Source organism: Stenotrophomonas sp. AS1, from assembly GCF_048957655.1.
In the GTDB taxonomy this organism is placed as follows: Bacteria; Pseudomonadota; Gammaproteobacteria; order Xanthomonadales; family Xanthomonadaceae; genus Stenotrophomonas; species Stenotrophomonas bentonitica_A.
The window spans coordinates 54,692-70,781 of record NZ_JARVXM010000002.1 but is presented as its reverse complement, the minus strand read 5'-3'; the positions used below and the strand labels follow the sequence as shown (position 1 = coordinate 70,781).

At 66.8% G+C, this 16,090-nt stretch carries 15 protein-coding genes and 4 tRNA genes; 16 read left to right on the top strand and 3 right to left on the bottom strand.

What is annotated here, in order from left to right:
• The first annotated feature begins 1 nt into the window (after window position 1).
• The 8 genes from PV764_RS03800 (at window position 2) to PV764_RS03765 (ending at window position 8,092) form a co-directional block, all read left to right on the top strand.
• Window positions 2–424, top strand: coding sequence for an ExbD/TolR family protein (locus tag PV764_RS03800; RefSeq protein WP_019183376.1), 423 nt, complete (start codon window positions 2–4; stop codon window positions 422–424).
• Entirely contained in the window at window positions 421–2,169 is a 1,749-nt protein-coding gene (msbA, locus tag PV764_RS03795) for a lipid A export permease/ATP-binding protein MsbA (protein ID WP_070427011.1), read from the top strand. Before PV764_RS03800 ends, msbA begins: the two co-directional genes overlap by 4 nt.
• A complete protein-coding gene (gene lpxK, locus PV764_RS03790; protein WP_019183374.1) occupies window positions 2,169–3,191 on the top strand; it encodes a tetraacyldisaccharide 4'-kinase in 1,023 nt (340 codons plus the stop codon). Before msbA ends, lpxK begins: the two co-directional genes overlap by 1 nt.
• 66 nt (window positions 3,192–3,257) lie before the next feature.
• Window positions 3,258–4,031, top strand: a complete 774-nt coding sequence (gene kdsB, locus PV764_RS03785; RefSeq protein WP_019183373.1) for a 3-deoxy-manno-octulosonate cytidylyltransferase — start codon at window positions 3,258–3,260, stop codon at window positions 4,029–4,031.
• Window positions 4,032–4,077: 46 nt separating this feature from the next.
• On the top strand, window positions 4,078–5,493 hold the full coding sequence (locus tag PV764_RS03780; RefSeq protein WP_046273708.1) for a nhl repeat protein: 1,416 nt from the start codon (window positions 4,078–4,080) through the stop codon (window positions 5,491–5,493).
• Window positions 5,490–7,337, top strand: a complete 1,848-nt coding sequence (gene uvrC, locus PV764_RS03775) for an excinuclease ABC subunit UvrC (protein WP_019183371.1) — start codon at window positions 5,490–5,492, stop codon at window positions 7,335–7,337. Before PV764_RS03780 ends, uvrC begins: the two co-directional genes overlap by 4 nt.
• A gap of 9 nt (window positions 7,338–7,346) precedes the next feature.
• The gene (gene pgsA, locus PV764_RS03770) at window positions 7,347–7,970 is read left to right on the top strand and encodes a CDP-diacylglycerol--glycerol-3-phosphate 3-phosphatidyltransferase (protein ID WP_019183370.1); all 624 of its coding nucleotides are present in this window, start codon (window positions 7,347–7,349) and stop codon (window positions 7,968–7,970) included.
• A gap of 46 nt (window positions 7,971–8,016) precedes the next feature.
• Window positions 8,017–8,092: transfer RNA gene (locus PV764_RS03765), tRNA-Gly, on the top strand.
• Between the two features lie 89 nt (window positions 8,093–8,181).
• On the opposite strand, the gene PV764_RS03760 is transcribed toward PV764_RS03765, so the two are convergent.
• On the bottom strand, window positions 8,182–8,526 hold the full coding sequence (locus PV764_RS03760; RefSeq protein WP_421116211.1) for a hypothetical protein: 345 nt from the start codon (window positions 8,524–8,526) through the stop codon (window positions 8,182–8,184).
• Window positions 8,527–8,733: 207 nt separating this feature from the next.
• Between PV764_RS03760 and PV764_RS03755 the strand changes: the two genes are divergently transcribed.
• From PV764_RS03755 to PV764_RS03725, 7 genes are all read left to right on the top strand, one after another.
• Window positions 8,734–8,809: transfer RNA gene (locus PV764_RS03755), tRNA-Gly, on the top strand.
• Window positions 8,810–8,955: 146 nt separating this feature from the next.
• Window positions 8,956–9,031: transfer RNA gene (locus tag PV764_RS03750), tRNA-Gly, on the top strand.
• Between the two features lie 77 nt (window positions 9,032–9,108).
• Window positions 9,109–9,182: transfer RNA gene (locus tag PV764_RS03745), tRNA-Cys, on the top strand.
• A 132-nt stretch (window positions 9,183–9,314) separates the two neighbouring features.
• Window positions 9,315–10,814, top strand: a complete 1,500-nt coding sequence (locus PV764_RS03740; RefSeq protein ID WP_102788285.1) for an ATPase domain-containing protein — start codon at window positions 9,315–9,317, stop codon at window positions 10,812–10,814.
• Window positions 10,804–12,858 carry an ATP-binding protein gene (locus tag PV764_RS03735; RefSeq protein ID WP_421116210.1) on the top strand — a complete coding sequence of 685 codons (2,055 nt, stop codon included), beginning with the start codon at window positions 10,804–10,806 and terminating at the stop codon, window positions 12,856–12,858. Before PV764_RS03740 ends, PV764_RS03735 begins: the two co-directional genes overlap by 11 nt.
• A 151-nt stretch (window positions 12,859–13,009) precedes the next feature.
• Window positions 13,010–13,471 carry a BLUF domain-containing protein gene (locus PV764_RS03730; RefSeq protein ID WP_284128100.1) on the top strand — a complete coding sequence of 154 codons (462 nt, stop codon included), beginning with the start codon at window positions 13,010–13,012 and terminating at the stop codon, window positions 13,469–13,471.
• Window positions 13,472–13,748: 277 nt separating this feature from the next.
• Window positions 13,749–13,997, top strand: coding sequence for a hypothetical protein (locus tag PV764_RS03725; RefSeq protein ID WP_019183363.1), 249 nt, complete (start codon window positions 13,749–13,751; stop codon window positions 13,995–13,997).
• 54 nt (window positions 13,998–14,051) lie between these two features.
• On the opposite strand, the gene PV764_RS03720 is transcribed toward PV764_RS03725, so the two are convergent.
• Both PV764_RS03720 and PV764_RS03715 read right to left on the bottom strand, forming a co-directional pair.
• A complete protein-coding gene (locus tag PV764_RS03720; RefSeq protein ID WP_284128099.1) occupies window positions 14,052–15,137 on the bottom strand; it encodes a 4Fe-4S dicluster domain-containing protein in 1,086 nt (361 codons plus the stop codon).
• Between the two features lie 2 nt (window positions 15,138–15,139).
• Window positions 15,140–15,433: a hypothetical protein gene (locus PV764_RS03715; protein ID WP_019183361.1), complete on the bottom strand. Its 294-nt coding sequence runs from the start codon at window positions 15,431–15,433 to the stop codon at window positions 15,140–15,142.
• Between the two features lie 182 nt (window positions 15,434–15,615).
• Between PV764_RS03715 and PV764_RS03710 the strand changes: the two genes are divergently transcribed.
• Entirely contained in the window at window positions 15,616–16,059 is a 444-nt protein-coding gene (locus tag PV764_RS03710; RefSeq protein WP_019183360.1) for a group III truncated hemoglobin, read from the top strand.
• Window positions 16,060–16,090: the final 31 nt, after the last annotated feature.

Below are 16,090 nucleotides of genomic sequence, written 5' to 3'. Positions count from 1 at the left end.
GATGCGTATCCGCAATGACCGGATCCAGGACGAACCGCATATCGATCTGGTCCCGCTGATCGATGTGATCCTCGTCCTGATCATCTTCTTCGTGGTCACCACCACCTTCGACGCGCGCTCGACGCTGCAGTTGCAGTTGCCGACCGCCAGCCAGCAGGACACCACCGAGCCGCCGCGCTCGCTGAGCGTGCTGGTCAATGCCGAAGGGCGTTACTTCATCAACGATCAGGAAGTGCTGCGCACCGACGTCGAGTCGGTCAAGCAGACGATTGCCGCCGTCGCCGGCAGTGATCGGGAACAGACCGTGCTGTTGCGCGCCGACGCGCGTACGCCTTACCAGGCCGTGGTCACGGCCCAGGATGCCCTGGGCCAGCTGGGCTTCCGCCGCATCGCCATCGCTACCGCGCCGGAGGTGCGTCCATGAGCAAGAAACATTCTTCCGTCTGGCCGATCTACAAGCGGCTGCTCGGGTACACCGGGGCGTACTGGGTGTTCATGGTCGCGGCCGTGATCGCGATGGTGGTCGAGGCGCTGGCCGGCTACAGCTTCACCAAGCTGATGGAGCCGCTGGTCAACCGGGGGTTCGTCAACCCGGAGCCGCGCATGGCGGTGATCCTGCCGCTGACCATCCTCGGGTTGTTCATGATGCGCAGCCTGGCCACCCTGGTCAGCGACTACGCGCTGGCCCGCACCGGGCGCAGCGTGGTGCGCGACCTGCGTGAGCAGGTGCTGGAGAAGTACCTGCACCTGCCGTCCTCGCACTTCGATGCCGAGGCCACGCCGGTGATGGTCAGCCGCCTGAACTTCGATACAGAACAGGTCACCCAGGCCAGTGCCGATGCGCTCAAGACCCTGGTGGCCGATACCCTCACCATCATCGCCATGCTGGTGGTGATGCTGCAGATGAGCGTCAAGGTCACCATGGCGATGCTGGTGGTGGTGCCGTTGATCGGCGTGATCGTCTCGATCGTCGGCAAGCGTTACCGCCGGATCAGCCGGGGCATCCAGGACGGCATGGGCGGCATGGCGCAGACCGCCGAACAGTCGTTGGCCGCGCAGCAGGAAGTGAAGGTGCATGGCACCCAGGCGCACGAGATCTCGCGCTATTCCCGGCTGGCCAACCGCATGCTCGGCCTGAACATGAAGGTCGAAACCACGCGCGCACTGGCCTCCAGCACGGTGCAGTTCCTGGCGGCATTGGCGCTGGCGGTGATCGTGTGGGTGTCCACCCGCGAGGCGCTGGCCGGCAAGCTCAACGCAGGCCAGTTCATGGGCCTGATGACCTCGATGATGGCGATCATTCCCTCACTGCGTCGCCTGACCAGTGTGCAGACCTCGATCTCGCGCGGTGTCGCTGCGGCCGAGCGCCTGTTCGGGATTCTGGACATGCCGGTCGAGCGCGACGAAGGCCTCCAGCGCATCGGCCGCGCGCGCGGCGAGCTCGCGTTCGAGCACGTGATGCTGCGCTATCGCGAGGACACCGGCATCGCGCTGGACGACATCAGTTTCGTGGCCAAGCCGGGCACGGTGACGGCGATCGTCGGCCGCTCCGGCAGCGGCAAGACCAGCCTCATCCGCCTGGTGCCGCGCTTCTATGAACCCAGCGGCGGCCGCATCACGCTCGATGGCGTGGCCCTGGACGACTACCCGCTGGCCGACCTGCGTCGCCAGGTGGCGATGGTCGGGCAGAAGGTCATGCTGTTCGATGACACCGTGGGCGCCAACATCGCCTACGGCATGGATGCCACTGAAGACCAGATCCGCGCGGCGGCCGAAGCGGCCAATGCGTGGGAGTTCATCGCGCGCATGCCGCAGCAGCTGCAGACGCCCGTTGGTGAGAATGGCGCGTTGCTCTCCGGTGGCCAGCGCCAGCGCTTGGCGATCGCCCGCGCGATCCTGCGCGACGCGCCGATCCTGATCCTGGATGAAGCCACCGCTGCGCTCGACAACGAATCCGAACGCCTGGTGCAGGACGCCCTGCAGCGCCTGATGCCCGAGCGCACCACGCTGGTGATCGCGCACCGCCTGTCCACCATCGAACATGCCGACCAGGTGCTGGTGATGGACCACGGCCGCATCGTTGAACGTGGCACGCACAACGAACTGCTGGCGCTGGGTGGCCTGTACGAGCACCTGCACAGGATGCAGTTCCGCGAAAGGCAGCCTTGATGGCAGGCAAGGGCACGCAAACCCCGTCGTACTGGTATGACGGCAGCACCATTCCGTTCCTGGCGCGCCTGGCGTCACCGCTGTATGGCGCGGCGATCGCGCTGCGGCGGATGGCCTATCGCCGCCGTTGGCTGAAGCGGCATTCGCTGCCGGTGCCGGTGGTGGTGGTCGGCAACGTCACCGCCGGCGGCACCGGCAAGACCCCGCTGACGATTGCCCTGGTCAACCGCCTGCGCGACGCGGGCTGGAAGCCGGGGGTCGCCAGCCGTGGCTATGGCCGCGAGGAGGCGGGCACGCCGCGCTGGGTGCTGGCCAGTACCGATACCTCGGTCGGTGGCGACGAGCCGGTGCTGATCGCCTGGAAAACCGGCGTGCCGGTGCGGGTGGATGCGGACCGCGTCGCGGCGGGCAAGGCGCTGGTCGAGGCGGGCTGCGACATCATCGTCTGCGATGACGGCCTGCAGCATTACCGGCTGGCGCGCGACATCGAAATCGAAGTGGTCGATGCCCAGCGTCGCTACGGCAACGGCCGCCTGATTCCCGCCGGTCCGCTGCGCGAGCCGGCCAGCCGTGCGCGCGACTGCGATTTCCGCGTGGTCAACATGGGCCAGGCCAGTGACGGCACCGAAGCGCAGACCGCCTGCGGCTTCGGCGAATGGCCGATGCAGTTGCGCATCGACAGTGCGCAGCCGCTGCAGGGCGGCCGTGCGCGGCGCCTCTCGCATTTCCAGGGCCAGCGCGTGCATGCCGTGGCCGGCATCGCCAACCCGCAGCGCTTCTTCGACATGCTGCGCGCGCACCGCATCGGCGTCGTGCCGCATGCCTTCGCCGATCACCATGCCTACCAGCCCGCGGACCTGCGTTTCGGGAGCGAGTTGCCGGTGCTGATGACCGAGAAGGATGCGGTCAAGTGCAAGGCCTTCGCGACCGAGTGGCACTTCGCGGTGCCGCTGTCGGCGGAGTTGCCGGCCGCGTTCTGGATCAGCCTGCTGGATCGCGTCGAGAAGCTCGGCAAGCGTTGACGCCTCCGGTGCCGCTTGCGGCACACTGAGGCCCTGATTGCCTTCCTTTCGTACAGGTCATCCCCCATGAGCGCTTCCGTCGAGTTCGTCGTCGCCATTCCCGCCCGTTACGCCGCCTCGCGGCTGCCGGGCAAGCCACTGCGCCTGCTGGGCGGCGAACCGCTGGTGCTGCGCGTGGCGCAACGCGCGCTGCTCGCCGGCGCTCGCGAAGTGTGGGTGGCCACGGATGACCAGCGCATCGCCGATGCGTTGCAGGGCCTGGCCGAGGTGCGTGTGGCGATGACCTCCACCGATCATGCTTCCGGCACCGATCGCCTGGCCGAGTGCGCCGCACAGGCGGGCTGGTCGGACGACACCCTGGTCGTGAACCTGCAGGGCGATGAGCCGTTCGCCCCGGCCGAGGGCATCCGTGCCGTGGCCGAAGCGCTGGTCTACAGCGGTGCGGAGATGTCCACGCTGGCCACCCCGGTGGAAGACGCCGAAACGCTGTTCGACCCGAACGTGGTCAAGGTCGTGCGCAAGCAGAATCTGGACGCGCTGTACTTCAGCCGCGCGCCGATTCCGTGGCACCGCGACGCCTTCGCACGCTCGCGCGACACGCTCGCCGGCCCACACTGGCTGCGCCACATCGGCATCTACGGCTACCGCGCCGGCTTCCTGCGCCGGTTCGCCGCGCTGCCGCCGGGCACGCTCGAGCAGCTGGAGTCGCTCGAGCAGCTGCGCGTGCTGGAAGCAGGGCACCGCATCAGCGTGGCCCTGACCCCGGCCGAGTTCCCGCCCGGCATCGACACCCCGGACGATCTGGCGCGCGCCGAGGCCTGGTGGGCCGCCCACCCGTGACCGTGGCACGACGGCTGCATGACGCGTCCTCCGGCATAATCGGGGCATGAACGTCCAGCCCGTCCAGGATCTGCCCGAATTCGCCACCTGGCTCAACGCCACGCCCACCACGCTGGGCGAGCTGCAGGGGCGGCCCGTGGTGCTGGCCTTCGTCAACGCAGCCTCGGTGTGGTGCGCGCAGCGGCTGGCCGAGCTGGCCCAGTGGCAATCGCGCAACCCCGGCAAGGTGCAGCTGCTGGTGCTGCAGGTGCCGCGTTTCGATGGTGAGCGCGATCCTGCCCAGTCCCTGAAACTGCTGCGCCGCCAGGGGCTGAACGCCCCGGCCCTGCTGGATGCGGACTGGGATGGCTGGCGCCGGTTCGGCGTGACCGCGTGGCCGACCCTGGTGCTGCTCGATGCGCAGGGACGCGAGCGTGAGCGGCTGGTCGGTCTCGGCGGGGAGCTGGAGCGTTCACTCACGGCGCTGTGCGAGGGCAGTTCGCGCCCATCCGATGAAGACCTGCACGGCGCCCGCGAGCTGAGCCCCGAGCCCCGCCTGGCGCTGCGCTTCCCGACCGGGCTGGCGGTGACCACCGAGCGCCTGTACATCGCCGACACCGGTCACCACCGCGTGCTCGAGTGCAGCCATGGTGGCCGTGTGCTGCGCCAGTTCGGCATGGGCACAGCCGATTTCATGGATGGCGACCAGGCCCAGGCGGCCTTCCATCATCCCCAGGGCCTCGCGCTGGAGCGCGAATGGCTGTACGTGGCCGATACCGGCAATCACGCACTGCGCCGGATCCATCTGCTCTCCGGGCAGGTCGACACGCTGTGCGGCACCGGCCGCCCTGGCGAGCCGGTCGAAGGGCCGATCGCCGAGCCGCGCCGTACCGCACTGAACCACCCGCAGGGGCTGGCGGTCGCTGACAACCAGGTCCACATCGCCATGGCCGGCGACAACCGGATCTGGAGCTACCACCTCGGCCAGCGCAGCCTGCAGTGGCGCGCCGGCAGTGGCGCCATCGACGAACGCGACGGCAGTGGTCATATGGCCGCCTTCGCGCAGCCGTGCTCGGTCGCCGCGGTCCAGCAGGTGCTGTACGTCTGCGACGCGCTGGGCTCGTCGATCCGCGCCATGCAACTGCGTGGCGATCTGGTCCAGACACTGGTCGGGCAGGGGCTGTGGAGCTTCGGCGACCAGGACGGGCCGCGCGCCTCGGCACTGCTGCAGTACCCGCAGGCGATCGCGCTGAGTCCGGATGCGCCGCTGTTGTGGATCGCCGATGCCGGCAACGGCCGCCTGCGCACCCTGCGCCTGGGCGGTGGTGAGCTGAGCACGCTGGAGCTGCCGCGGCGCCTGCATGGTCCGGCCGGCCTGGCGCTGGGCGGTGGTGCGGTCTGGATCGCCGAGACCGATGCCCATGCCGTGCTGCGGTTCGACCCCGTCAGTGGTGTCCTGAGCGACGTGCCGATCAACGAATGACTGTTTCTTCCGCCCCCGCCTTCGATGGCAAGGCATTTGCGGCCCACTTGAGCACCGCCCCCGGCGTGTACCGCATGTACGCCGCTGACGACACGCTGCTGTACGTCGGCAAGGCGCGCGCGCTGCGCAACCGCGTGGGCAGCTATTTCAACGGCACGCCCAAGACCACCCGGATCATGTCGATGCTGTCGCAGGTCGCGCGCATGGACGTGACCGTGACCCGCTCGGAGGCCGAGGCGCTGCTGCTGGAAAACCAGCTGATCAAGTCGCTCTCGCCACGCTACAACGTGTCACTGCGCGACGACAAGACTTACCCGCACGTGCTGCTGACCCGCGAGCAATGGCCGCGGATCGCGTTGCACCGCGGCCCGCGTGCGGTGCCGGGGCGTTACTTCGGTCCGTACCCGGGCGTCACCGCCGTGCGCGAAACGCTCAACCTGATGCACAAGCTGTTCAAGCTGCGCAGCTGCGAAGACAGCGTGTTCCGCAACCGCTCGCGGCCCTGCCTGCAGTACCAGATCGGTCGCTGCAGCGCGCCCTGCGTGGATCTGGTGGCGCCGGAGGATTACGCCGAATCGGTGCGCCGCGCCTCGATGTTCCTGGAGGGCAAGAGTGACCAGCTCGCCCGTGAGCTTGGCACCCAGATGCAGACCGCCAGCGAAGCGCTGGAGTTCGAGCAGGCCGCGCGCCTGCGCGATCTGATCGCCTCGCTGCGCAGCATGCAGACCCGCCAGTACGTGGATGGCCGCGCGGCGGATCTGGACGTGCTCGCCTGCGCGACCCAGGGCGCCAGTGCCTGCGTGTTGCTGCTGGCCTTCCGTGACGGCCGCAACATGGGCACGCGCCCGTTCTTCCCGCGCACCAATGGCGAAGAAAGCGCCGATGAAGTGCTGGGTGCATTCGTCTCGCAGTACTACGCCGAGCACGCCCCGCCGCGCGAGATCCTGCTCGACCGCGAAATTCCCGACGCGAGCCTGATCGAGTCGGCGCTCAGTGCCTCGGCCGAGCACAAGGTGCAGTTGCGATGGAACGTGCGCGGCGAGCGCGCCGGCTATGTCGAGCTCGCCGCACGCAACGCGCAGATCACCCTGGTCACCGAGCTGGGCAGCCGCAACGCGCAGCACGCCCGCAGCGAGGACCTGCGGCAGGTGCTGGGCCTTGCCGAACAGGTCAAGCGCGTGGAGTGCTTCGATATCAGCCACACCATGGGCGAAGCCACCGTGGCCTCGTGCGTGGTGTTCGATGCGGCCGGTCCGGTGCGCAGCCAGTACCGCCGCTTCAACATCAGTGGCATCGAGCCCGGCGATGACTACGCGGCCATGCGCCAGGCGATCGAACGGCGCTTCCGCCGCGCGGTCGAGGAAGACGGCGTGCTGCCGGACCTGCTGCTGATCGATGGCGGCGCCGGCCAGTTGGCCCAGGCGCAATCGGCGCTGGCCGACCTGGGCGTGGAAGGGGTGATGCTGGTCGGTGTGGCCAAGGGCGTGGAGCGCAGGGCAGGGCATGAAGCCCTGGTGCTGCCGGATGGTCGCGAGCTGCGCCCGGGCGCTGCCTCGCCCGCCCTGCAGTTCATCCAGCAGGTGCGTGACGAGGCCCACCGCTTCGCCATCACCGGCCACCGCGGGCGCCGCCAGAAGGCCCGTATGACCAGCAAACTCGAAGATATTCCCGGCATCGGACCGCGCCGGCGGGCCAGCCTGCTCAAGCATTTCGGCGGCCTGGTCGGCCTGAAAGCCGCCGGCGAAGCGGAAATCGCGAAAGTGGACGGCATCAATGACGCCCTCGCTGCGCGTATCTACGCTAACCTTCATGGACTGCCTACGCCCGATGCGGCGGGCGAGTAGAGAGACGCAATGAAGTTGACCCTCCCCACCTGGCTGACCCTGCTGCGGATCGTGATGATCCCCGTCCTGGTGCTGGTGTTCTATCTCCCCTACAAGTGGACCAATTTCGCTTCCGCGGCGATCTTCGGACTGGCCGCGCTCACCGACTGGCTCGACGGCTGGATCGCCCGCCGTTACGACCTGCAGTCCGCGTTCGGCGCCTTCCTCGACCCGGTCGCGGACAAGCTGATGGTGGCCGTGGCACTGTTCCTGATCGTGCAGGGCCATCCCACTGCGTGGATGGCGGTGTGGGCGGCGGTGATCGTCGGCCGCGAGATTGCCGTATCGGCACTGCGCGAATGGATGGCCGAAATCGGCCAGCGTGCGAAGGTGCGCGTGGCGGTGATCGGCAAGGTGAAAACCACCGCGCAGATGATCGCGCTGCTGTGCCTGCTGTACTCGGTGGCGCCGCACACCCCGATGCAGGACATCTGGATGGGTACCCAAGTCTTCCATATCGGTGACTGGACCCTGGCCATCGCCTCGATTCTCACGCTGTGGTCGGGCCTGCAGTACCTGCACGCGGCATGGCCGAGCCTGCGCGAGGACGAGCGCCTTGCGCGTGAGAACGCCAAAGCGAAAAAAAATGCATGAGGGCTGTTGACAGCCCCTCGTTTGGCTGTAGAATTTCGCCTCCCAAGCGGGAATAGCTCAGTTGGTAGAGCGCAACCTTGCCAAGGTTGAGGTCGCGAGTTCGAGTCTCGTTTCCCGCTCCAGATACTGTTTCCATCGCGATCCGTCGCGAAGGGAAACGCCGAAAAAAGCGACCTTCCGGGTCGCTTTTTTCGTATGCGCGTGTCTGCGGTCAGTGGCGCGTTCCGATCCGGACGTTGCACCACGTGCGGATGTTCTCGCGGTCGAACCGCGGGCAGCTGTTCTTGATGGGCAGGTACACGTAGAGCGCCTGCTCCGTGTGCACGAAGTGGTAATAGTTCGTGCGGTCCTTGCCGTACAGCCAATAGTTCGATGAGCCCGGGTTGATGACGTAGGGCTCGAACGAGAGGATCGATGATTCGGCCGGGATTACGTTGCTGCTGTCAGTCAGCATCATCCAGGCGTTGGAGAAGCCGTGGGTGGTCGCGCCGACGATGGCGAGCGCGCCGATCAGGGCGGCGATGGCGAGGCTGGCAATGCGGAGAGGGCGTGGCATGGGGTGATGATTGGGAATGACCGGGGGAGGGGCAGGCGAGGCCGGCACGCGCGCCGGGGCGGCCCGGGGCAACGCACGGAAATGCAGCAAAAAGGATGTTGACGACGTGAAGGAATTCCGACAGAATAGCGCTCCTTCGACGCAGGTCGAGGGGCTGACAGCCTCCAGCACCCCAGGGTGCGGTGCCGTCGGTGCAAGCGAAAGTCTGCGGGAATAGCTCAGTTGGTAGAGCGCAACCTTGCCAAGGTTGAGGTCGCGAGTTCGAGTCTCGTTTCCCGCTCCAGATTTCGACAGGGCCCCCTCGGGGCCTTGTTTTTCTCCGCTGTGGCACGCGGGCATCCGGTCCGGAAGCATTGGCCGGGATGTGAAAAAAAGTGTGAAAAAGCTGGTGTGTTTCGAGTGGTTTCGGTAACATGCACGCTTGATTTTGCGGGAATAGCTCAGTTGGTAGAGCGCAACCTTGCCAAGGTTGAGGTCGCGAGTTCGAGTCTCGTTTCCCGCTCCAAATCCTGACCAGACCCCGTTCTCGGGGTCTTGTTCTATCGGGGCATGCAACACGCCTCCGATGATCGTAGGGTCACCGGCCTGGTGGCAGAGTGGTCATGCAGCGGACTGCAAATCCGCGTACGCCGGTTCAATTCCGACCCAGGCCTCCAAATAGAAAGTAGCCCAGAGCCCGCGCATGCGGGCTTTGTGCGTTGTGGGCCTCCATTCAGTTTCGCAGGCGAGAGCCGACAGGGCCTACACAACCCGCTTCGTATGCTGCGCCCGTCCATATTGGCAGCCTTATGCAGACACAAAAAGCACGCGTAGCGACGGGTATCGAAGGCCTCGACAGCATCCTGGGCGGGGGCTTCCCGCAGGGGCGGCTGTATCTGCTCGAGGGTCCGCCCGGCTCAGGCAAGACCACGCTGTCCCTGCAGTTCCTGCTGCACGGGTTGAGCAAGGGGGAGCGCTGCCTGTACATCACGCTCTCCGAGACGGCTGACGAACTCCGGGAAGTCGCCAACGCTCACGGCTGGTCGCTGGACGGGCTGGACCTGTTCGAGCTGGCCTCGGCCGAGGAAGCGCTGGGCGACGGCCGCATGCAGTCGGTCCTGCACTCCTGGGAGGTCGAGCTGGATGAGACGGTCAAGCTGATCCTGGGCGAGGTGGAGCGCATCAAGCCGCACCGGGTGGTGTTCGACTCGCTCTCCGAGCTGCGATTGCTCTCGCAGGATCCGCTGCGCTATCGCCGGCAGATTCTGTCGCTCAAGCAGTTCTTCGCGCCGAAGAGCGCAACCGTGGTGCTGGTCGATGACATGACCGCCTCCGGCGAGGAGCGTGATGGCCAGCTGCACAGCCTGTGTCATGGCGTCGTATCGCTGGAACGGCTGACGCTGGATTTCGGTCCGGCCCGCCGGCGGATGCATGTGCAGAAGCTGCGCGGGGTGAACTTCACTGCCGGCTACCATGACATGACCATCCGCGAGGGCGGTCTGGAGGTGTTTCCGCGACTGATCGCCTCGGACCACCACGCCAAATTCAACGGTACCCCGATCAGCAGCGGGGTGGGCGAGATCGACAGCCTGCTCGGTGGTGGACCGCTACGGGGCACCAGCACGTTGCTGACCGGCCCGGCCGGCAGCGGCAAGACCAACGTGGCGCTGCAGTATGTGTGGGCCGCGTGCGAGCGCGGTGAGCATTGCTGCATCTTCGAATTCGATGAGCGCATCGGCACCTTGCTGGCCCGCGCGGAGTCATTGGACATCGACCTCAGCAAACATCTGGAGACGGGGCTGCTGGAGATCCAGCAGGTGGACCCGGCCGAGATCTCGCCGGGCGAGTTCGCCTGGAACATGCAGCGTGCGGTGGAAGAACGTCAGTGCCGCCTGCTGGTGATCGACAGCCTCAACGGCTACGTCACGGCGATGCCGCAGGAAAAGCAGCTGATGCTCCAGCTGCACGAGATGCTGTCCTATCTCAACCAGAAGGGCGTGGCGACCATCCTGATCAATCCGCAGCATGGCCTGGTCGGCACCATGTCCACGGGCAATCTCAACGTGTCCTACATCGCCGACTCGGTCGTGCTGTTCCGCTTCTTCGAGTCGCAGGGGCGGATCCGCAAGGCGATCTCGGTGATCAAGAACCGCGGCGGTGCACACGAGAACACGATCCGCGAGCTGAACATCGACGGCAAGGGCATTTCGCTCAGTGCGCCCCTCAACGAGTTCAAGGGGATCCTGACCGGCACACCGGAATTCGTGGGCAATACGGCGCATCTGCTCGGCCACACCCGTGCAGACTGACGCCACGTCCGGCGTGGTGCACATCGTTGCACCGTTCGGGCGTGATGCGCCGAGCATCGCTGCCGTGCTCAACGCCGCCGGGTTGCGGACCACGATCCAGGAGAGCCTGACGCGGTTGGCCGATGCGCTCGATGACGAGGTGGGCGCGGTGGTGGTCACCGAGGAGGCCGTGGCGAAAGGCACGGCTGCCCTGCTCGAGCCTCTGGCCCGGCAACCGTCCTGGTCGGATATACCCTTCATCCTGCTGCGGTCCCCGCGCTCGCAGAAGCGGCCGTTGGCCGACGCCGGCCTGCAGCTGGCGATCAACATCATCGAACTGGACCGGCCACTGGGCAGCAGCTCGCTGCTGAGTTCGGTGCGCAGTGCGCTGCGCGCGCGCGACAAGCAGTTCCTGGTGCGTGACCAGATGCGGGCGCTGGCCGATGGGCGTGCCGCGCTGGAGCGCAGCGAAGCCGAACTGCGCCTGGTGGCCGACGCGATGCCGGTGCTGATCGCCTTCATCGACCGTGACCTGAATTACCGTTTCGCCAACAAGGCGTATGAAGCCTGGTTCGAGCGGCCGGTTTCGGACGTGATCGGCAGGCGTGTGCCCGACGTGTTCGGGCAGGAAGTGTGGACCAGTCGCCGGCCGTTGATCGAACGTGCGCTGGCCGGCGAGCACATCGTGTTCGAGGCGAACTGGCCGTTCAGCGATGGCCGGCGGCGCGACAGTGAGATCCGCTACTCGCCACGCGTTGATGCGGGTGGAACGCCCGACGGGTTCCACGTGTTCGTCACCGATATCACCGCCTCCAAACTGGCCCTGGAGACCAGCCAGCAGCACGCGCTGGACCTGGAGGCGATGGTGGCCGAGCGCACCGCCGAACTGGAACACCAGATGGCCGCGCGCGAAGCCAGCGAAGCCGCACTGCGCCAGTCGCAGAAGATGGATGCGATCGGCCAGCTCACCGGCGGCATCGCGCATGACTTCAACAATATGCTGACCGGCATCCTGTCCTCGCTGGACATCATGCGCATGCGCGTGGAAATGGGGCGCATGGAAGGGTTGGAACGGTTCCTGGATGCCGCCACCGCCTCCAGCCAGCGTGCGGCCGCGTTGACCCAGCGCCTGCTGGCGTTCTCGCGACGGCAATCGCTGGATTCGAAAACCGTCGAACTCAACGCACTGGTGGGGTCGGTCCAGCACCTGCTGCGCAGCACCCTGGGGGAAACGATCCGCATCCAGATGGTGACCAGCGATACCCCGCTGCGCGCGAACCTGGACAGCAACCAGTTTGAAAGCGCGCTGCTCAATCTGGCCATCAACGCACGCGATGCCATGCCCGATGGTGGAGAGTTGCGGCTGCGCACCTCGCATGTGCATGTCGCCGAGGCGGAGGTGCCGACCATCCCGGCCGGCGAGTACGCCGTGGTGGCCGTGTCCGATACCGGCACCGGCATGCCGCCGGAGGTGGTCGAACGGATCTTCGAGCCGTTCTTCACCACCAAGCCGATCGGCAAGGGCACCGGGCTGGGCATGTCGATGATCTACGGCTTCATGCAGCAGTCCGGGGGCCACATCACCGTGGACTCCACGCCAGGGCAGGGCACGACGGTGTCCTTGTTCATGCCGGTGGTGCACGACCCGGCCGAGGATGAGGACACGCCGAACGCGCAGGCGGTATCGCTTGGCGCCGGGCAGTCGATCCTGGTGGTGGAGGACGACGAGCAGGTGCGGATGCTGGTGACGGTGGTGCTTGAGGATCTCGGGTATACCGCCGAGGTGGTCGGCGACGCCGATGGCGCCATTCCCATCCTTGGCTCGTCGAAGAAGATCGACCTGCTGATCACCGATGTCGGGCTGCCCGGTCTCAATGGGCGGCAGCTGGCGGAAATCGCGCGGCAGACGCGGCCATCCCTGCCGGTGCTGTTCATGACCGGCTACGCGGAGAAGGCGCAGGAACGCTCGGCGTTCCTCGACAACGGCATGGCGATGATCGCCAAGCCGTTCCTGCTCGATGCATTCAGTGAGGCAGTACGTAGTTCGATCGCCACGCGGCAGTGAGTGCGCGCGGCTGCCCGCAGCGGCCCGGGTGACGAAACCACCGCGCGATGGAAACTTTCGTTTGCGGCGGCATCTGAATGCTTCAGCCAGCGGCTTTATTTAGATACCTGAAAGTGCCAGCATAGTGCTTTGAGAATGTCGGAGTTTACCCATGCCCTTATGCGCGATCGCGTATGTCAGCGACGTTGCGGGCCCGCTGTCTGCGGCGCATCTTGACGCCCTTGTCGAGGATGCCATCCGCTTCAACAGCCTGGCGGGGGTAACCGGCGTACTGCTGTGCGACGGAAGTCGTTTCCTGCAGTACTTCGAAGGTCCCGATGACGGGGTGTCGGCGGTGCATGAGCGGGTGTTGCAGGCGCGCAGCCATCGCGCCATCCACAAGCTCGGCCACGCGCGCGTACCGCAGCGCTTTTTCCCGTACTGGAGCATGCGCTGGCTGGGCGTGGAGCCTGCCTTGATCGAGGTGCTCTCGGCAGGTGACTGGGAGGCTTTCGCAGACCGTATCGCCGGCGGCTCGCCGGCGGGCAGCGGGATGGAGCGGCTGCTGCAGTTCGTCGCCCCGCACCTGCCCGGGCAGGCCGCGTCACAGCCGGTGCGCTCGGCAGCGGAATGAGATGACGCCTGCAGCGTTTACCCGCAGGGGCTGATACCAGGAGCCGGCCAGAGGCGGAGTATCCGCCGCCGCGCTGACATGCTGCTGTCAATATGCGCCCTGCATGATGCAGATGCGGGCGCAGGCGCGAGATGAACCATTCATCAGGGGCGTGGCCTTTGGCCGTGTGGTAATTGACTTAATGCAAAGGAAGTGCAAATTTTAAGTGAACCCGAAGTGAATCCGCCCCTGAGGGGGTTTTGTCGTCCCTGAAGCAAGCAAGTCCCACGGAGGTCGTATGGAATACGGCGAACATGACTTGGCTGACGGAGTGCGAACCGAGCTGGAAGCCAGCTACGTGAAACATGGCTGCGGCCCGGAATTCTGGTCCACCTACCAGCGCGTGCTGGAGCGACTGGTCCCACCGGCGCAGGGCACCGCGCGAACCCGTGTCACCAATGAGCTGGCGTTGATCATCGAACAGTTGGGGATCGTGCGGCGCGCCCAGTTGGTGCCCCCACGCAGTGCGCGACCGCGCGCTCGCTGAAACCGGGTCGGGGGACCGGGAATCGGGACGGGGACAACCGCCAACGCGGCGCCACTACAGGTAATGGAGACCGATGCCCAGCAGGGCCAGCAGCGTGCTGGCCGCGGCAAGCGTGCGCGGGCGGATCCAGCGTGGCGGGCGTTGCTGCATGGCTGACGGGCTGGCACGGCGGATCAGACCGGTCGGGAACTGCCACGCACGCATGCGCGCATCGCAGGCGTCCTGGCAGTCGCCACAGCCGATGCAATCGGCATGCGGCCCGGCGCGCACGTCCAGCGCCATCGGACAGGCGGTGACGCAGTCCCCGCAATCCAGGCAATCGCCGAGCCGATCGGCGCTGAAGTGCGGCATGGGGCCGGCGATGTCCTCATGCGCGGCGCGGAACGCGTAATCGCTGGCGCTGGTGGGATCGAGCAGTCCGCGGCCACGGTCCTGCACGCCACCCAACCCCGCCACGCGCGGGCCACGTGGCTCACCGCGACGCGCGTGATAGTGCATGCGCGGCGTGTCGCTGTCGCAGAACACGCCGTGGACGCGCGCATACGGGCACAACTCGCGACAGACATGTTCACGCAGGAAGCCCGCGTTGCCCCAGGTGGCGGCGGCATAGAACAGGATCCAGAACGTTTCCCAGCCGCTCCAGGCCGGCGGCCACGGCGTGCCGACCAGACCGTGGATCGGGCTGAAAAAGCCCACGAAGGTGATGCCGGTCCACGCGGCCACCAGCAGCCACAGCAGATGCTTGGCCGCGCGCGCCGGTGCGGCCGGCAGGCAGTGCGCGGCGGCCTGTTCGATCCAGCGGAACAACCGGCTCCACAAGGTCTGCGGGCAGACATGGCCGCACCAGACCCGGCCAGCCAGGTTGGTCAGCAGCACCAAGGTGGTGGCCAGCACGGCGGCCAGCCCCAGCAGGATGCCCACGTCCTGCGGCCAGAGCGTCCAGCCGAACAGATCGAAACGGCGCGCGGTCAGGTCGAACAACAGTGCCTGGCGGCCCTCCCAGCGCAGCCACGGCAGGGCATAGAAGCCGGCCAGCAGCAGCGCCGACAGCAGCGGCCGCCAGCGCAGTGGCGCGCGGCGAACGGTGGGCGGCGGTGCCGGTGGTGGATCGACAAGATGCAGGGTGAGGCGGTCTGTCATGGTCACCCCAGCGGCAGATCGTCGTCGTCGCCGGGCATCGGCCGCAGCAGGTACCAGGTGATCGTGCTGGCGGCGGCGGTGACCGCCCAGAACATGAAGAACCCCAGTGTGTAGCCCAGTTCGCGGCTGATCTCGTGTTGCGGGAAGGTGATGTCGCGCAGGCGCAGCGGGTCGACGAACGCGAAGAACACCACGCTGGCCAGGCCGGCTGCGACGAAACTGGGCCACAGGATGGCGCCCCATTGCTGGATCAGCCGTCGGCGGCTGCCGTCGGGCGGGTCGTGCAGGTCGTTCATTGCGGCCACGGTCAGGAGGAGGGGGCAGGGCACGGCTATACTTCGCGCCGACCGGGGGCCGGGATCGCGGGTGCGCGCTTCCTGTCGAGCGCCCAGACTAGAAGGCTTCGCGACGGCCTTCATTGATTCTGATCAAGGCAGCGGCACCCGCTGCCGCCGATGCTGGGCGTTGCCGCCCGAGGATGTTCATGGCCGATCCCACCGACAACGCGCTGCCTCTCCCTGCGCCGGACCTGTGCAGCGAAGAGGAGGTCACCCGGCTGGTGCATGACTTCTATGCGCGCGTCCGCGAGGAGCCGCGGCTGGGGCCGGTCTTCGCGGCACGGATTCACGACTGGGATGCGCACCTGGCCCAACTGGTCGATTTCTGGTCGGCGATGCTGCGCGGCACGCGCCGCTTCAAAGGCGCGCCGATGCCCAAGCACATGGCCATGGATGAGCTCGACCGCGATCTGTTCGACCGCTGGCTGGCCCTGTTCCGGCAGACGACCGCCGAATGTGGCAATCCGCCGATGCAGCGGCTGGCCGATGACGTTGCCGGGCGGATCGCCGATACGTTCTGGCGTCGCTTCCAGATGCTGCGTTGGCCCAGCCTGCCGCTGGTCGGCCGCCAGGGCCTGAATTGATCTGACGCAATGCGTGCGCGCCCGCGCGCGT

What these genes read in the sequence shown, in the direction of transcription:
- PV764_RS03800 (WP_019183376.1), top strand. Translation starts at nt 2, where the DNA reads ATGCGTATCCGCAATGACCGGATCCAGGACGAACCGCATATCGATCTG.
- msbA (WP_070427011.1), top strand. Translation starts at nt 421, where the DNA reads ATGAGCAAGAAACATTCTTCCGTCTGGCCGATCTACAAGCGGCTGCTC.
- lpxK (WP_019183374.1), top strand. Translation starts at nt 2,169, where the DNA reads ATGGCAGGCAAGGGCACGCAAACCCCGTCGTACTGGTATGACGGCAGC.
- kdsB (WP_019183373.1), top strand. Translation starts at nt 3,258, where the DNA reads ATGAGCGCTTCCGTCGAGTTCGTCGTCGCCATTCCCGCCCGTTACGCC.
- PV764_RS03780 (WP_046273708.1), top strand. Translation starts at nt 4,078, where the DNA reads ATGAACGTCCAGCCCGTCCAGGATCTGCCCGAATTCGCCACCTGGCTC.
- uvrC (WP_019183371.1), top strand. Translation starts at nt 5,490, where the DNA reads ATGACTGTTTCTTCCGCCCCCGCCTTCGATGGCAAGGCATTTGCGGCC.
- pgsA (WP_019183370.1), top strand. Translation starts at nt 7,347, where the DNA reads ATGAAGTTGACCCTCCCCACCTGGCTGACCCTGCTGCGGATCGTGATG.
- PV764_RS03760 (WP_421116211.1), bottom strand. Translation starts at nt 8,526, where the DNA reads ATGCCACGCCCTCTCCGCATTGCCAGCCTCGCCATCGCCGCCCTGATC.
- PV764_RS03740 (WP_102788285.1), top strand. Translation starts at nt 9,315, where the DNA reads ATGCAGACACAAAAAGCACGCGTAGCGACGGGTATCGAAGGCCTCGAC.
- PV764_RS03730 (WP_284128100.1), top strand. Translation starts at nt 13,010, where the DNA reads ATGCCCTTATGCGCGATCGCGTATGTCAGCGACGTTGCGGGCCCGCTG.
- PV764_RS03725 (WP_019183363.1), top strand. Translation starts at nt 13,749, where the DNA reads ATGGAATACGGCGAACATGACTTGGCTGACGGAGTGCGAACCGAGCTG.
- PV764_RS03720 (WP_284128099.1), bottom strand. Translation starts at nt 15,137, where the DNA reads ATGACAGACCGCCTCACCCTGCATCTTGTCGATCCACCACCGGCACCG.
- PV764_RS03715 (WP_019183361.1), bottom strand. Translation starts at nt 15,433, where the DNA reads ATGAACGACCTGCACGACCCGCCCGACGGCAGCCGCCGACGGCTGATC.
- PV764_RS03710 (WP_019183360.1), top strand. Translation starts at nt 15,616, where the DNA reads ATGTTCATGGCCGATCCCACCGACAACGCGCTGCCTCTCCCTGCGCCG.